The sequence below is a fragment of the Streptomyces sp. Tek67B01 genome, from assembly GCF_055231995.1.
Window position 1 is genome coordinate 52,522 of the sequence record NZ_JBUYUY010000001.1, and the last position, 14,772, is coordinate 67,293.

13 protein-coding genes and 5 pseudogenes are annotated in these 14,772 nt (G+C 70.1%); 5 read left to right on the forward strand and 13 right to left on the reverse strand.

The features are described 5' to 3' along the window. Nucleotides 1–13: 13 nt before the first annotated feature. The 5 genes from efeU to ACV7NM_RS00270 form a co-directional block, all read right to left on the reverse strand. Nucleotides 14–865 carry an iron uptake transporter permease EfeU gene (gene efeU, locus ACV7NM_RS00250; protein WP_463408281.1) on the reverse strand — a complete coding sequence of 284 codons (852 nt, stop codon included), beginning with the start codon at nt 863–865 and terminating at the stop codon, nt 14–16. Between the two features lie 151 nt (nt 866–1,016). After that, the gene (efeO, locus tag ACV7NM_RS00255; protein WP_463408282.1) at nt 1,017–2,156 is read right to left on the reverse strand and encodes an iron uptake system protein EfeO; all 1,140 of its coding nucleotides are present in this window, start codon (nt 2,154–2,156) and stop codon (nt 1,017–1,019) included. Between the two features lie 156 nt (nt 2,157–2,312). Then, nucleotides 2,313–2,942, reverse strand: coding sequence for a phosphatase PAP2 family protein (locus ACV7NM_RS00260; protein ID WP_463408283.1), 630 nt, complete (start codon nt 2,940–2,942; stop codon nt 2,313–2,315). Nucleotides 2,943–2,986: 44 nt separating this feature from the next. Next, entirely contained in the window at nt 2,987–3,595 is a 609-nt protein-coding gene (locus ACV7NM_RS00265) for a phosphatase PAP2 family protein (RefSeq protein WP_463408284.1), read from the reverse strand. Continuing rightward, entirely contained in the window at nt 3,592–4,275 is a 684-nt protein-coding gene (locus ACV7NM_RS00270; RefSeq protein WP_463408285.1) for a DedA family protein, read from the reverse strand. Before ACV7NM_RS00270 ends, ACV7NM_RS00265 begins: the two co-directional genes overlap by 4 nt. Nucleotides 4,276–4,398: 123 nt before the next feature. Here ACV7NM_RS00270 and ACV7NM_RS00275 point away from each other — a divergent pair, with 123 nt between their 5' ends. Beyond that, nucleotides 4,399–4,776 (forward strand): BlaI/MecI/CopY family transcriptional regulator, encoded by a 378-nt coding sequence (locus tag ACV7NM_RS00275; RefSeq protein ID WP_463408286.1) that lies wholly within the window; start codon nt 4,399–4,401, stop codon nt 4,774–4,776. Further along, nucleotides 4,773–5,711, forward strand: coding sequence for a M56 family metallopeptidase (locus tag ACV7NM_RS00280; protein WP_463408287.1), 939 nt, complete (start codon nt 4,773–4,775; stop codon nt 5,709–5,711). Before ACV7NM_RS00275 ends, ACV7NM_RS00280 begins: the two co-directional genes overlap by 4 nt. Nucleotides 5,712–7,476: 1,765 nt before the next feature. Here ACV7NM_RS00280 and ACV7NM_RS00285 read toward each other — a convergent pair. Continuing rightward, entirely contained in the window at nt 7,477–8,721 is a 1,245-nt protein-coding gene (locus tag ACV7NM_RS00285) for an APC family permease (RefSeq protein WP_463408288.1), read from the reverse strand. On the opposite strand from ACV7NM_RS00285, the pseudogene ACV7NM_RS00290 reads away from it, so the two are divergent. Continuing rightward, a pseudogene (locus tag ACV7NM_RS00290) lies at nt 8,722–8,916 on the forward strand (VOC family protein); the annotation flags it as partial. A gap of 69 nt (nt 8,917–8,985) precedes the next feature. On the opposite strand, the pseudogene ACV7NM_RS00295 reads toward ACV7NM_RS00290, so the two are convergent. The 7 genes and pseudogenes from ACV7NM_RS00295 to ACV7NM_RS00325 form a co-directional block, all read right to left on the reverse strand. Then, a pseudogene (locus ACV7NM_RS00295) lies at nt 8,986–9,315 on the reverse strand (transposase family protein); the annotation flags it as partial. Next, nucleotides 9,306–9,611: pseudogene (locus tag ACV7NM_RS00300) on the reverse strand (DUF6415 family natural product biosynthesis protein); the annotation flags it as partial. The pseudogenes ACV7NM_RS00295 and ACV7NM_RS00300, both read right to left, overlap by 10 nt. 44 nt (nt 9,612–9,655) lie before the next feature. Next, on the reverse strand, nt 9,656–9,838 hold the full coding sequence (locus tag ACV7NM_RS00305; RefSeq protein WP_463408289.1) for a hypothetical protein: 183 nt from the start codon (nt 9,836–9,838) through the stop codon (nt 9,656–9,658). Nucleotides 9,839–9,934: 96 nt separating this feature from the next. Continuing rightward, the gene (locus ACV7NM_RS00310) at nt 9,935–10,783 is read right to left on the reverse strand and encodes a Scr1 family TA system antitoxin-like transcriptional regulator (protein WP_463408290.1); all 849 of its coding nucleotides are present in this window, start codon (nt 10,781–10,783) and stop codon (nt 9,935–9,937) included. Nucleotides 10,784–10,791: 8 nt separating this feature from the next. After that, nucleotides 10,792–11,346: a DUF6879 family protein gene (locus tag ACV7NM_RS00315; protein WP_463408291.1), complete on the reverse strand. Its 555-nt coding sequence runs from the start codon at nt 11,344–11,346 to the stop codon at nt 10,792–10,794. Then, nucleotides 11,303–11,580, reverse strand: a pseudogene (locus ACV7NM_RS00320) (hypothetical protein). The gene ACV7NM_RS00315 and the pseudogene ACV7NM_RS00320 overlap by 44 nt, the downstream one beginning before the upstream one ends. A gap of 134 nt (nt 11,581–11,714) precedes the next feature. Further along, on the reverse strand, nt 11,715–12,683 hold the full coding sequence (locus ACV7NM_RS00325) for a hypothetical protein (protein ID WP_463408292.1): 969 nt from the start codon (nt 12,681–12,683) through the stop codon (nt 11,715–11,717). Nucleotides 12,684–13,078: 395 nt separating this feature from the next. Here ACV7NM_RS00325 and ACV7NM_RS00330 point away from each other — a divergent pair. Together ACV7NM_RS00330 and ACV7NM_RS00335 are read left to right on the forward strand one after the other, a co-directional pair. Continuing rightward, nucleotides 13,079–13,374 (forward strand): annotated as a pseudogene (locus ACV7NM_RS00330) (SMI1/KNR4 family protein); the annotation flags it as partial. A 464-nt stretch (nt 13,375–13,838) separates the two neighbouring features. After that, nucleotides 13,839–14,666, forward strand: a complete 828-nt coding sequence (locus tag ACV7NM_RS00335; protein WP_463408293.1) for a hypothetical protein — start codon at nt 13,839–13,841, stop codon at nt 14,664–14,666. Nucleotides 14,667–14,772 lie beyond the last annotated feature (106 nt).

Consider the following 14,772-nt stretch of genomic DNA (forward strand, 5'->3'; position numbering starts at 1 on the left):
GGGCCGGCGCTGCTCAGCCGGTCTTCGTCGTCTCCGCGGCCGCATCTACGGCCGGTGCGGTGCTGTTGCTGCGCGGGGGCGCGAGGAAGAGGACCATCACGGGAACGACGTAGAGGGCCCAGACGGTGCTCTGGAGCGCCGTCGGGTTGGGCTGGAAGTTGAAGACGCCCTTCAGCAGGGTCCCGTACCAGCTGTCGGAGGGGATGGTCGTGCTGATGTCGAAGGCGAGGGCGTGCAGACCGGGCAGGAAGCCGCCTTCCTGGAGGTCGTGGAAGCCGTACGCCAGCACGCCTGCCGCGACGACGACCAGCATGGCGCCGGTCCAGGTGAAGAACTTGGCCAGGTTGATCTTCAGGGCGCCGCGGTAGAACAGCCATCCCAGCACCACGGAGGTCAGGAGGCCCAGCAGCGCGCCGATCAGAGGGCGGATTCCGTCACCTGTGGCCTGCACAGCCGTCCAGATGAACAGCGAGGTCTCCAGGCCCTCACGGCCCACGGCCATGAACGCGGTGAAGACCAGCGCGCCGGCGCCCACGGTGAGGGCGGCGTCTAGCCTGCCGTGCAGTTCGGACTTCAGGTGTCGGGCAGTGCGCTTCATCCAGAAGACCATCCAGGTCACCAGGCCGACCGAGATGATCGACAGGGTGCCGCCGAGCAGTTCCTGGGCTTGGAAGGTCAACGTGGAGGAGCCGAACTGGAGCGCGGCTCCGAAACCCAGCGACAGGGCAACGGCCAGGCCGACACCGAGCCACACGGGCACCAGTCTGTCCTTGTGGCCGGTCTTGACCAGATACGCGATGAGAATGCAGACGACGAGGCTGGCTTCCAGCCCCTCGCGCAGTCCAATCAGATAGTTGCCGAACACGGCGGTGGGGCCCTTCCGTTGGTTACGTGAGCAACGTCCGACCCCACCAGTCGCCCTTGTTGCGGACGCCCAGCGGGACGGCGAAGACGGCCGAACCCGCTTCAGCCATCACTGCTCCCCTGCCTGCTACTGCCCTGCTCGCTGCGCCGGGCTACCTGGCGGCTGCCGAGGCGAGCCTGGAGAGCGGCTCGGCCAGCGCGTTGACGCCGTCCGAGAGCTCCTTGCGCTGCGGCTGGGCGACCTTGTCGTAGGCGGTGAAGTCGTAGCCGTTCTTGTCCGCCCGGTACGTGTCCAGCAGCGTATTGAGCGCCGTGAACCGGGTGTCCAGGGTCTTGGCGAGCTCCGGGTCATTCTTGACGGTGACCGGCTTCAGCAGCTCGTAGACCTTCTCGGCGCCCTCGACGTTTGCCTTGAAGTCGGCCAGGTCCGTGTGGCTGTAGCGGTCTTCCTCGCCGGTCACCTTGTTACGGGCGATCTCGTCCAGCAGCTCCTTGGCGCCGTTGGCCATGGAGGTGGGGGTGATCTCGGCCGTGCCCACGCGCTTGTGCCACTCGGCGATGTCGGTCTCCAGCTGGGAGGCGAGGGCTTTCTCCTCGTCGCCGATCTTGTTGTCCGTCCACAGGGCCTTCTCCAGCCGGTGCCAGCCGGTCCAGTTCTGGCCGGGCTCCAGGCCGGCCTCGCGCACGTCGGTCTTCGGGTCGATGTCGCCGAAGGACTCCGCAACCGGCTCGGTGCGCTCCCAGCCGCGACGCGACGAGGCGAAAGCCTGCTTCGCGGCTTCCACGTCCCCGGTGCGGACGGCGTCGGTGAACGTCCTGACCACGGGGAGGGACTGCTCGGCCTGCGCCAGCACGTAGCTGCGGTAGGCCACGACGGCGGCGTCCAGCTCGGGGCTGCGCTTCTCACCGCCCTGGCCGGTGGCCTTGACCTTGGTGCGGACGCCGTCCCCCTTCATGCCGGGCTTGCACGCGAACTCGTAGTCACCCGCCTTGATCTCGGCGGTGATCGTGGCCTTGGTGCCGGGGCCGATGGTCTCGCGCTCGGCGACGATCCGGTCGTCCGGAAAGAGCACGTACAGCTCGGTGACCTTCGAGCCCTTGTTCTCCACTTCGATGGAGACCTTCCCCGCCGGGAACTCAGTCTTGGAGACCTCGCAGGCACTGTCCGAGGCAGCCACGTGGAGGGCGCTGGCCGAGCCGGCATCGCTCTTCTGGGAGCATCCCGCGGCGGCGGCAGTGACTATCGCGAGACCGGCGGCTGCGAGAAGCGCCGAGCGGGCGGATGAAGACATGGATACTCCCAGGCGTGGCAGGGCGGGAAGCTGCGGCCGACCTTGGTAAGGCAAGGCTGCCCTTCCGTCTACGGAACTGTAGACGATAGAGGCCGATGCGTCTGCCACCCGGGGGCTACGAACAGCTGCCTCCCGTTGTACCGCCAAAGGCCGCCCTCATCCGGCGGCCGCCCGGGCCACCTCCCCCTGCCCCCTCCCGGCGCACACGGCCATGGCCGCGGCGAGCCAGGTGAGGGCGAAGAGCCAGCCGCCGAGGACGTCGGCGGGCCAGTGCACGCCGAGGTAGACGCGGGTCAGGCCGACCGCGATGGCCCAGCACGCCAGCAGGGCCCAGCAGAGCCGGGCCGTGGCCGGGGAGCTCACGCGCCACGCCGCCCAGGCCAGCAGCCCGGCCGCGAGAGCCGAGATGGTGGCGTGTCCGGAGGGGAGGGCGAAGCCGGCGGCGTGGGCGGCCCAGTCGGCCACGGGCGGACGCGGCCGGGCCACGGCGTACATGACGGCGTAGCGCACGCCCTGGGCGAGCAGCAGGAATCCGAGCGCGCTCGCGGCCGTCAGCAGCCGGCCGAGGCTGCCCCGGCCCCACCCGGCGACGAGCTTGGCCGTTACGGCGCACAGGTACGGAACAGGCCCGCTCCCGGTCGCCGTGATGCCCCGCGCGAGGGCGACCGCGACGGCGGGACGGTGCCGTACCGACCAGCGGTGCAGGCTCTCCTCGAGGGGGTACGGGGCACCGTGCCGAGCCGCGAGCAGGGCGGCCAGCAGGGCGAACAGTACGGCGCACAGCACTGCCGTCAGAGTCCAGCGGTCGGCTCGCGACGCGGGGCCGATCCTCACCGGGGGGTGACCAGGGGCCGCAGCGGTGAGGTGCCCAGCCGCTGCACGAGGGGGGTCGCGCGGCGGGCCACGCGGGTCAGCAGCCAGGCGATCACCGCGCCGACGGCCAGGCCGAGAGCGACATCATGGGGGTAGTGGGCACCCACCCAGACCCGGGAGAAGGCCATCAGCAGTGCGGCCGGCACGGCGAGGGCCGCGAGCCGGCGGTCGGTGAGCCACAGGGCCGTGGCCGCCGCGGCAGCGATGGCGGCGTGGTTGCTCGGGAAAGACCAGTCGCCCAGCGGCGGACAGGCCTCCAGCGTGACCGTGTGCAGGGTCTGACAGGGCCGCTGCTCACGGAAGACCGATTTGATGCAGGTATCGACGAGGAACGCGGCGACCACGACAAGGGGAGCCGCCAGCGCCATGGCTGTCCTCGCCGCCTCGGCGCTCGCCCGGGCGCGCCACCAGGCGACCAGCATCAGTACGGCAAAGAGGCCGAGGCCATACGTGGACCAGGCGGTGACCAGGCCGTCGAGCCAGGAAGGCGCCCGCTGGGCGAGGCCGGTGAGCCAGGTGTACAGGTTTCCGTCGACGGCGGGGCCGTCCAGGGCGAGCAGGCTCAATGCGAGCCTCCGTTCGAAGTGCGGGTACCCCGACGGCGGATCACTTCCACGGCGATCGGGGTGAGAGAGACGAGAACCACAAGAGCGACGATCGGCAGGAGGTAATGGTCGACGTTGGGTACGGAGGAGCCGAGCGCGTAGCCGGCCAGCACCAGTCCCACCGTCCACACGAGCCCGCCGACGACCTGCCAGAGCGTGAACGTGCGGGCGGGGACACCCAGGGCCCCGGCCATCGGGTTCAGGACGGTGCGCACGATCGGCACGAAGCGGGCCAGCACGATGGCCTTCCCGTGTCCGTACCGGTCGAGGAGTTCCTCGGCCCGCTGGGCGCCCTCATGGAGTTTGCGGCTGCGGCTGCGAGTCAACAGGACCCGTCCCCCACGCCGTCCGATGAGATAGCCGGTCTGCGCGCCGAGCAGGGCTCCGGCCACGGCCGCGCACAGCACCTGAGGGAGGGAGAGGTGGACCGGTCCGTGGTTGGCCGGTACGCAGAGCAGACCGGCGGTGAAGAGGAGCGAGTCACCGGGCAGGAAGAAGCCGACGAGAAGGCCGGTCTCGGCAAACAGGACGACCGCGACACCCAGGGCACCGAAGGCCGACAGAAGAGAACCCGCGTCCAGCAGGTTCACGGCCTGCGGGCCGAGCGCTTGCGACGCCGCGGCGAGAACGGTCAAGGCCATGTCGAACAGCTCCCCTAAGGTGAGAGGGCCAGGGCCCGAGGCGACACCCTGCCGCCCGACGACTACAGTTCCGTAGACGGTCTACATAACTGTAGACGACCAATGTGTGGAGGATCGCACCCCATGGGCGACAAGAACGCGGAGCGCCGCCCTGCCGGCGAGCTGGCAGCCGGCGTGCTGGCGGCGCTCTGGGCGGCGGACGGCCCGCTGACCCCGGCCCAGGTACAGGAGATAGTCGGCGGGTCCCTCGCCCGCACGACCGTGACGACGATCCTGTCCCGCCTGCACGAGAAAGGCGCCGTGACCCGGAAGCGGGCAGGCCGCGGGTTCGCGTACATCCCGACCGAGAACGCCTCCGGTCTCACCGCCCGGCGCATGCACGCCGAACTGGCGAAAGACGAGGACCGCGGGGCCGTGCTGAGCCGCTTCGTCTCCCAGCTGAGCGGCGAGGACGAACGCCTGCTGCGCGCCCTGCTCGACGGGGAAGGAGACGCCCCGTGATCTCCACGGTCTGGCTCCCCCTGCTCGTGCCGTTCCTGGCCGCACCGGCGGGCAGGCGGCTGGCCTCGCATCTGCCGCCGCGGCAGGCGATCTGGCTGCTGACGGCGACCGCGGCCGGCCTCGCCGCGGCCAGCACCTGCGCGCTGGCCCTGCTCGTCGCGCCCGGCGCCACGCACCTCCACGCCGTCGCCGCGCTGGGCCACCTACTCACTCCTCTCAGCAACGGATCACCCGACGCCGTCATCGCGATCGCCGTCACCGCCGGGGCCCTCCTCGCCTGGTCCACCGCCAGGCTGGTACGGGGCGTTCGGCGACGCTGGACCCAGCTCCGCCGAGCCGGGAGACTGGCCGCCGAGGCAGACGGCGAGCTCGTCGTCCTGACGGACGATCACCCGGACGCCTACGCACTCCCCGGAAGCCCGGGCCGCATCATCGTCACCACCGGCATGCTCCGCGCGCTTTCGGGCCCCGAACGCGAGGCCCTCCTCGCCCATGAACGCGCCCATCTCACCGGCCGCCACCACATCTTCACCGCCGTGGTCGACCTGGCCGCCCTGTGCCACCCCGCACTGCGGACTCTGCGTGAGCCGCTCGGATACGCAGTGGAGCGCTCCGCCGACGAGTCCGCCGCCCGCGCCGTTGGCAGCCGGCGTCTGACCGCCCGGGCCATCGGCCGGGCCGCTCTCGCGGCCCACGCCCCATCCACCGGCCGTGCGCGTCCCGGTTTGGCCCTCGCGGCGACCGCCGGGCCCGTTCCCCGGCGCGTCGCCGCCCTCCTCAGCGAAGGCACCGAGGCCAGGACAACCCGGCCCCTCGCCCGACGCGCTGCGGCCGTCGCCCTCATGGCCTGCCTGGCGCTGGCCGCCGGAGCCTCCCTCCAGGCAGCCGACGACCTGCACGACGGCATCGAAGTCGCCCAGGGCGAAACTCCCTGAACAGCGATCAGACCGTCGGCAGTAGCTCCGCCGTGGGGCCGTAGGCGGTGAGGTCACCGTGCAGGCGCAGCAGGAACGCCGTCGTAGCCCTTAACCTCGCCGTAGGCGTGTTGAAGCACATCCATTGCCAGGCCCACCGCCACCCCGCCGAGGGCGCGACGACGTGGGTTCGTGTGCGGGCGCGAAGGCTGCGCGGGAGTGGGGCACCGTCGAGCAGGACCGTCCCGTCGTACGGGGTGCAGCCCGGCGAGGCAGCGGCCCAGGGTGGTCTTGCCGCTGCCGGAGCGGCCGATGGTCGGGCTGCCGGGGCCGGACGCCAACGGACGGGTAAGCAGGTGCTGCCGGCCGGCTGCGTGACGGCAACGTGCGACGGCGGCCGATGACCCAGCCGACAGCACCCCGGAGGAGAAGGCCACCGATGCGCCAGGTGGGCCCCTCGCCATGCCCCGTCCCACCTAATCCACCCGCGACGCACACCTGCGACCCGCCCCACACCTCCCGGAACCACCCGCGCAGACCCCAATACCGCGCCCGGCGGACCAGCGCAGTGAGTACGGGACCGCGGGCCGGCCAGTACGGAGGCACCAAGCGGTGTCCGGGCGGTGTATCCATGCGGGCCCGCTCCCCGGTTCAGCTGAGCGGGGTGGCTGGCTCCAAAGGAGACGCGGGACACGTGCCCGTACGCCGGACCTCGACCCGCTGGATGATTGGGCGGCCCGGCGCTACTGCCGCCAGAGCGCTCTGGTCACCGGGCCTCGCCCGCGCACGCCCTATCGACGCGGACTGAACCCGACGCTAGCCACCGCAAGCCGGCACCCGGTGGCAAAAGCACAGCGTTCGACATCCCGGGTGACATGTGCAGCCGATGGTTGACGCCCCGCGCTGACACCGGCCACTCCACAGCAGCCATTCCCCTTCCTACGACCGGCACCCTCCACGCGCCGGGCGGCAACCGCCCAGCCCTGGCGTCGCAATGGCAGAGGACAAGCGGCCGGCCCCGGCCGGGAGAGCAGCCGGTCCCGACCGCGGCCTCCTGGCGGGCCGTTGTAACTGTGCAGGCTGCAGGCAGCTCTCGCACGCGTGTGCCGGCGTACGGGCGCCCCGGAGGTGGTTGTGGGGTGTATGCGCGGAGTCGTTGCGGCGCTCGGATCCCCCGGCTTCGGGTCACAGGCCAGGCGTCCGGCTTGATGGCGGTCCTCCTGTGTGCCTGCCGCTGTGGCGCCGGGCCATAACAGCCCTCGTGCGGGTGGAGCCGAGACGGCCGGCGAACCGCCGGGCTCCGTCGTGCTGTCGCAGGGGTCATGAAGCCGATCGACGAACAGCACATCCAGTCGCTCGCCCGACTCATCTCGCACCGGGGACAAACGGCGGCTGGATCGCGGTGGCGCAGTACTCACACCCTGCGAGACCAGTGAGGACGTCCGCCAGCCGGCATCCGCGCGGGCAGCCACGGAACACTTGTCATACGGACGCTTGTGCAGCACGACGAGCAGCCGCTTCTGCTCCTCCCAGCCGTCCCCCATCACGAACCCATCAGGGAATGCACAGGTGCCGAAGCCAGAGAATGGCCGCCGGACCGGCCCATGGTGTTCGTCCGGTAGTGCGGATGCCCTCTCGGGCACGTGGGTCGGTCGGTGGAGTCACGCCCGCTCCTTGACGACCTCGAACGGGATATTACCGATGTACGCGGACTCACCCGGGGGCAGGCAGTCATACCGCGCCTTCACCCCTCGGCCGGTGAGCTTCCCGGCCTCGGGCCGCGGCCTCAGGAGCGGAAGGCCTCGCTCATGTCTCCGGGCTCGGTCTCCAGCGCCTCGCGGTCGACCGTCAGCATGACGAGGAAGAACAGCCCGCCCACCAGGAGGAGGCCGGCCACGGTCACGACGGAGACGAAGGCCTCTCTCGGCGAGACCAGCACGAACAGCGCGACGAGCGTCCACACCAGGGCGGAGATCGCGACCGGGAGCTCGAAGTGTCCGAGGTCGAACGCGCCCTTCTTGCGGTTCAGCCGCCCGCGCACCGCCAAGTAGAGGACGATCGTCGCGCCGTAGATGAGCGCCGGGAGGATCGTCGATGCCGTGATCAGCTCCAGCAGCGCTGCGCCCGGCAGCGCGACCATGAGGACGACCCCGAGGGCGAAGATCAGGACGGTCGCTGGAACCGGGGTCCGCGTCCGCGGGCTGACCTGTCGCATCAGCCGATGGGCCGGGAAGCGCCCGTCGCGCGCCATCGCGAAGACAAGGCGCGCGCACGCCGTCAGAGTTACGACCCCGGCGCCGAAGAACGCGAACGTGATGGCGACCAGTAGCGCCCGCTCCATGACCGGGCCGAGCTGGTCCCGCATGATGGCCGCGACCGGTGATCCGCTGGCGGAGATACGCGGAACGTCCTTGATCGCGACGGTGAGCGCGATCAGGAACAACATGCCCAGGACCGCCGCCGCCACGACCGATCCCACGATCGCGCGCGGAACGGTGCGGTGCGCGTCCTTGGCCTCCTCGGCCAGGTTCGCCGCGGAGTCGAAGCCGACCAGCCTGGCCAGGCCCGTGATCATCGCGAGCATCAGACCACCGCCGACGGCGAAGTAGTCGGGCGCATGCGCGGCGATCCCGCGTGAGGTGAGGTTGTCGGCCGCGCCGTCGCCGGTGACGAGAACAGCCACGGTGAGCGCGATCGACACCACCACGACCAGGGCCACTTCGATCCCGACGGCCGCCGTGTTGATGACGCTGACGATGCGGGTGGAGGCGATGGCGAGCACGGTCTGGACGAGCAGCACCACCAGTGTGATCACCCGTGCGGCGTCCTCGTCTGGCTCCATGCCGGCGAGCGGCATGAACGCCTGGCTCGCCAGCGCGTTGTCGACGGCCACCACGGCGACCGCCAGGAAGCAGAAGGAGAGCCAGCCGAACCCCCAGCCGACCTTCGGCGTGGCCAGCCGCGAGGCCCACTGGTACGAGGAGCCGCTGAGCGGGATGCGGGCCGCGAACTGTGCGACCACCAGAGCCACCGGAACCGGGTGCATCTTGATGTGCGGGTCGGCACAGGGCTCGTGGGTGACGAGCGCCTGGCCACACTCGAGGCCGAATGCGCACGGCTGATGGCGCTCGGCGCGAAACACGTGCTGACGCAGCGCGCCGATGGCGTCAACGAGTCGTGCATCACAATGCAGGACATCGAGGGCAACGAGTTCTGCCTCGCCTGATTCTCCTCCGAGACTGCGAGGGGGGGAGCCGTCTCCCGGGGACCTCTCAGGTCTCGTATGCGGCAGAAGCTATCCCGTGAGAGCGAGGTTGTGCAGTCGGGCGATGCCGAGCATGGCGTGTCGGACCCCGTCGCCCTTGAGACGGCAGTCGCGGAGGATCTTCCAGGTCTTCATGCGGGCGAAGACGTGCTCGACGCGGGCCCGGACCTGTTTGTGCGAGCTATTGTGCTCGCGCTTCCAGCCCCGCAACTCTTCGCCCGGGGTGCGGCGGTGGGGCATGAGGAGACCGGCGCCCGGATAGCCGCCGTCGGCCATCGTGAGGGTCCTGCCCACGGCGGCCTTCGCGCCAGACTCCTCCCATGCCCGGCAGACGTTGCGATTGGCGGGCAAAGGCTGCCCTCGATTGTCACGGACAGCCAGCCTTCCGCCTCCCGCAGGACGACGTCGGCGAGCGCCCGGGCGCCGCTGTCCTTCGGCAGCCGGTCGGCGCGGCGGCGGACGTCGGAGGCGACGGCGCGGGCGTGGCCGGTGAGCTGGAGGGCGATCTGTTCCACATCGCGGGTAGTGGGGGTGTCCTGGTCGGTCCAGGCGAGGACGGCCGTGACGAGGCACTCGTACGGTTCGCGATCCAGCGGGAGCCCCGCTTCGATCAGGCCGTCGGGGTCGTACAGGACCGTGTGGGTGCTGGTGTGCATGCCGGGCCTCGCTGCTCGGGCGTCATCGCGCGGGTGGCCGGCGGTCACCGCTGGGTGTCCTCGCTGCCGTCGGCGACATCGTCCTGGCCCTCGTTCTGCTGGGCGAGGAACCGGGCGAAGCCGCGGTTCGCGCGGGCCAGCAGCGCCGAGGAGGGGACGCCGTAGGCGGGCGACTGGAGGCCGCGGCCCTCCAGGGCCGAGGCGGTGCTGTCGGTGCGTGCGCGCAAGGGGGCCCCGCCTTCCGGCTGGTGGTCCGTCGGTGCCGTCGACGCTACGCACCTACGGTCCGCGCTCTCAACGAAGTTGCGCAGAATTGCGGAGGCTCACCCCAGGGTGTCGATCGCGGCCTGGATGAGGGCGCGGGCGGCGTCGCCGTGGACGGCCATCTCCGCGAGGCCGGCGAACGCCTTCGCGTAGTCGGCGAGCTCGCGCGGTTGCTTGACCTTGATCTCCGCCGTCAGCGTCTCCACCACAGCCGTGGTGTCGTCGTGGAGGTAGAACGCCTCCAGCGGCCATACGGTGCGCTGCGCGGTGAACGGGATGATCCCCAACGAGACCGAGGCGAGCGGCATCACGGCCAGGAGGTGGCGCAGCTGCCCGCGCATCGCCTCGGGGTTGGCGGTGCGGTAGCGCAGGACGGATTCCTCCATGAGGACGACGTAGCGGTGTCCGCCTTCGTAGAGGAACCGGAAGCGGGCGATGCGGGCGGCGACCGCTTCGGCGACGTCGTTGGGGGTGCCCTGGAAGGCGGTGATCTGCTCCATGAGGGCGGTGGCGAAGCCGGGGGTCTGGAATAACCCGGGCGGGACGTTGGAGACGTAGACCCGGCAGACGCGGGTGCGTTCGTGCAGGGTGTTCCGGTCCTGTTGGACCTTGCGCATGCCGGTGCGGTGCAGGCGGCGCCACTCCAGGTACATGGAGTAGACCGCGCGGGCGGTGGCGATGAGGTCGTCGGCCTGGTCGTCCGCGTCGCATGCCGCGCACCAGGTGCGGATGTCGGTGTCGGAGGGCGGGGCGTCGCCCTTCTGGATGCGAGTGCTCTTCGCGGGATGCCAGCCGCACCGGGCGGAGAGTTCCTTCCCGGTGAGGCCGGCGTCCTTGCGCAGGTGCGTGAGGCGCACGGCGAGCGCCTCACGGGCCGCTTGTGCGCTGGACGATGGGGAAGCGGGCACAGGGCTGCTCAGGGGGTCTGGACGGTGTATTTCTCGTGCGGGATGCCGCGTTCCCACACCGTCTCGAACGCCGTGGCGCACAGCGCGGCCGCGGCCGGATCGTCGGTGCGTTCCTTTCCGTCCGGCGCCCAGTCGCCGGTGCCGGTGAAGTGGTGGAACTGCACGACGCGCCCGTCCAGGAGCCAGAAGTCGTTGCCGGGCAGCGGAATGTCGCTCGCCTGGCGGCGGGGCAGCCAGCGCACGTTCTCTCCGGCCTGGAGGTTGAGCGGGGTGATGGCGTGCTCGTAGCGGATGTAGTCGGTGACCGGCTCGGAGACGATCCGCGCGCGGCGCATCACCACGCCACGGGCGACCGCGTCTTTGACGAGCGGCATCCACTGTGGCCAGAACGAGCGGCCGGGGTCGAGGTTCGGGACGCCGGTGCGCAGGAAGGTCTCGTAGTCCTCGGTTTCGTCGCCGACCGCGTAGACGTCGCGCATCTCCAGATGGACCGCCGTGCGGTGGGGGTCGGCGAGCAGCTCAGCTAACGTCGCGGTGTTCAGCTGCTGCGCGTTCAGCGACATCGCACGCCTCCCTCAGAATCGACACCATGCGGAATGGAATCCGGATCACCCGCTCGTGCGGGGGAATCCCGGTCCTGTGGCCGGCTACCCACTCGGTGGAGCCGACCAGGGATGTGAGGAGGTCGTCGGCTTCGTCGCCCTGGAGGACCAGGTCCGCACTCTCCTCTTCCACCCACACCTGGGCGATCCCTCGCCTCCGGTGTTCGGGTCGATCCCAACGAACCGTAACGTCATGGCGCTCTCCCCTGCGACGTGGTTGCGCATAGTTGCGCCCCCCGACCGTCCCGCAGGCTCGGAGAGCCGGTCAAGAGGACCGGGAACGGCGAAGGGCTGACACACGGGTCGCGAAGCGGGCCAGCCCTCGCAGGTCAGTTCCTGCCGACGGGGCGAGAGTCCAGCGCCATGCGCAGGCGCTCCGCGACGGGCTGGTGCCGCTGGACGAAGCCGGGGTCCTCCATCTGTTCGGGCACGGGCAGTTGCCTGTGCTGGTCGGGGAACCGCTCGCATAGCGTCCAGCCCAGAGGGTGCAGCCCGGCCCGGTTCATGTCCCGGTCGACGCCCGCCAGGTAGTCCCCGGCGACGGGCAGCTCATCGTTCGACTGCCAGATCACCCCGTCCAGCCGGATGGGCAGGCTTGGGAAGCCGAAGAGGAAGCCCAGGCAGCGCTCTCGCAGAACCGCCGCGCTCTGCTCGGGACTCAAGGGAACGCCCCTCTCTTCGCCTCCTGGCCCGGCAAGTGTGGTCCTGCAGTCGGCGTCCGGGAAGGCGTTGATCTCACCGAGCACCACGTGCGCCGTTGCGTTCTCCCGGTCCGGGTAGCTCCATCCTGACTTCGGCAGAAGGACGATCACGTCGTAGGCGTCGAGGGCGCCGGCCACCGCCGACGCGAGCGGACTGCGGTCCGTGCGAGGCAGGCTGCGGTCGCTCTCCCGCGAGGGGTGGCGGACCTCCCACATACAGGTGTGGTGCACCAGGACACCGGAGCTGTCCGGCGACGCCCCCAGGGTGCTGGTGGCCGGCTCTGGCGGGGCGGCCGGCGCGCTCTCCTTCTTGCAGCGGTGCCGGGGACGGCGCTCGAACACGCCGCTCATGGTCCACCGCCAGTAGTCCTCGGCTTCCTCGAGGAGCAGGACCCGCTGTCCGCTGTGCGCCCAGGCCGCCGCGATCCCGCCGACCAGGTGGTAGAGGTTCGCCGAGTGCTCGGCCAGGAACCGCAGGACGTGCGGTGTGCGCGGCGCTTCGCTGGCCTGCGCGCGGCGTAGGGCCTCGGTGTACTTGCCCCCGCTCCGGCTTGCCCGGCGAGCGGCCTGCGCGGCGGTGGACTGGTTCTTCGGCATGACGTACTCCTCTGCCGGGCCGGGCCACGCCCCCGGCTCCGGCTCGTACGACTGCCGTGGACACGACGGAACGCAAGAACAGTTGGGAGCGGGCCCCTTAAGGACCTTGACCTCCGCGTCCGGCGGCGTGGCTCCGGAGGCGGGCGGTGATCGGCAGTACGCCACTAGCCGGGCAGGATGCTAACCGGCGCAGCCACGAGCCGCCGTTTCCCTCGAACGAGCGAGATCTGCGGCGGCTAGCCGGTACTTGTACGCCTTCGGCCCGCCCGCGGAAGCAGCCGCGGCCCCGACCCGGCTTCTGGTCTGACCGGGCCGCCCGCCGCTGCCTCCAATCCAGGGCCTCTTTCCCCCGGCTATCGCGTGGGAAAGACTGGTCATGAACCCGCGCGGATAACCGGGGACACGACGACGCAGAACCCGGGGGTCACGGACGCGACCTCTTCCTCCACGTCATCGAAATGGGCCGCACCGACGTATGCGTCATCGCGGTGACCGGTCCACCGGCCGCGTCCTCATCGGCAACAGCGACGGGTTCTGGGGCCCCAACGTCTCCTCAGCCACCGACTTCCTCGACTGGTACGAACGCTGGCTCAACCACATGAGCGCCGGACGCGACAACCGGGCCCTGGAACTCACCTCACCTCAGCTTCGTGCCCATGCCGACAGGCGTCGCATGGCACCGAAGGTCTGACTCTCCGTAACCACTCCGCGAAAAGTGATCCAGAGCCATTTCCCGTGAACACCAGCGGGCTCCCGAGTGCAGCTCTGGCAGGCTCGGTGGGCTGTGCGGTCACCGGTCGGGGTGAGGCCGCAGGAGTGCGTGGTGCACGCCATCAAGGGTTCTTCGATGCCCAGCATCTAGGGGGCGGTGCCGGTGGTGCGGTGGACATGGCATGTGGCGCGGCCTCAACTTCCTTGCTCTAGGCCCTTGTAGCCCCTCACAGGCTGGCAAGCCCGGAGTGTACGGTGCACGAACTCATCCACCATCGACTCGCTGGGACTCTCATGGATCGCAGGACACTCCTGAAGGGCACCGCGGCCGTGGCCGTATCCGCTCCTCTCGCATCACTGGCGACAGCCACCAGCGCCCGAGCTGCCAGTACTTACCACGTCGCCGTATGCGAGCAGTTGCGGAACCAGATACTCATCCACCCTGTGGGACCGGTCGACTGGAGCCCGGCCAGCCGGTTGTGGAGGTGGCAGGCGCCCGCCACCTCCGACTGGGACTTGCTGTCCGACATCAAGTTCCGCGAGACGACCGCCTTTGGCTGGGTCGCCCTGGTCACCGCTTCAGGGGGCCGGGTCGGCATCGTGAACATGGGAGACGGAGACGGGCTGCTCTGGTCCGCTTCCCCCCAAGGCAACCCGCACTCCATCGAGCGCATCCCGGGCATCAGCGCGGTCGTGACTGCCTCCAGCTCCGCCTCGGCCACCAACACGTACCCGGGATTCCTCACCGTCTACGGACCCACCAACTCGGACGATCCCTCGACCCTCACCAAGGTCCAGGAGATCGGGGTCCAGGGCGCCCACGGGCTCTGGTACGACGGTAGCCACCTGTGGGCACTGGGCACGTGGACCATCACCAAGTACCAGGTCACCGGCAGCCACCTCGACACCCGACTGGTCAAGGTCTGGGGCTACACCTGGCCCACGGCCTTCAACGGGCACAGCCTGGACGCCGACTTCAGTGACCCCGCTTACCTGCTCCTCACCGGGGGAGGCTCCGTCCAGCGGCTCCACAAAGCCACGGGCGCGCTCACCAGGATGCCCCAGTCGGATTCCGGCGTGAAATCCTTCTCCCGCATCGCCTCCGGTGAATCCTTCTGGCAGCAGGCCAGCGGCAGCGGGGACCAGTGGTACAACAGCTTTATCCAGTTCTTCGACAGTGCCGGGAACAAGTCCTTCACGCGATCCCTGGAGGGCTACGGATACACGGGCCGCTTCTACCGGGCACGCCTTTCCAGCGCAAACTTCAGCTGAGACCGCGGCGCTGGCGCTCCCCAGGCCCGTGGTGGTCTAAGAAGCCGTTGTCTTTCCGATCATGGGGGACATTGGTTCGAGGGTCAGTTGGCTGGACGGCCGCGCA

Coding starts and splice junctions, on each gene's coding strand:
- ACV7NM_RS00275 (WP_463408286.1), top strand. CDS start 4,399: ATGGGCGACAAGAACGCGGAGCGCCGCCCTGCCGGCGAGCTGGCAGCC.
- ACV7NM_RS00270 (WP_463408285.1), bottom strand. CDS start 4,275: ATGGCCTTGACCGTTCTCGCCGCGGCGTCGCAAGCGCTCGGCCCGCAG.
- ACV7NM_RS00315 (WP_463408291.1), bottom strand. CDS start 11,346: ATGTCGCTGAACGCGCAGCAGCTGAACACCGCGACGTTAGCTGAGCTG.
- ACV7NM_RS00325 (WP_463408292.1), bottom strand. CDS start 12,683: ATGCCGAAGAACCAGTCCACCGCCGCGCAGGCCGCTCGCCGGGCAAGC.
- efeO (WP_463408282.1), bottom strand. CDS start 2,156: ATGTCTTCATCCGCCCGCTCGGCGCTTCTCGCAGCCGCCGGTCTCGCG.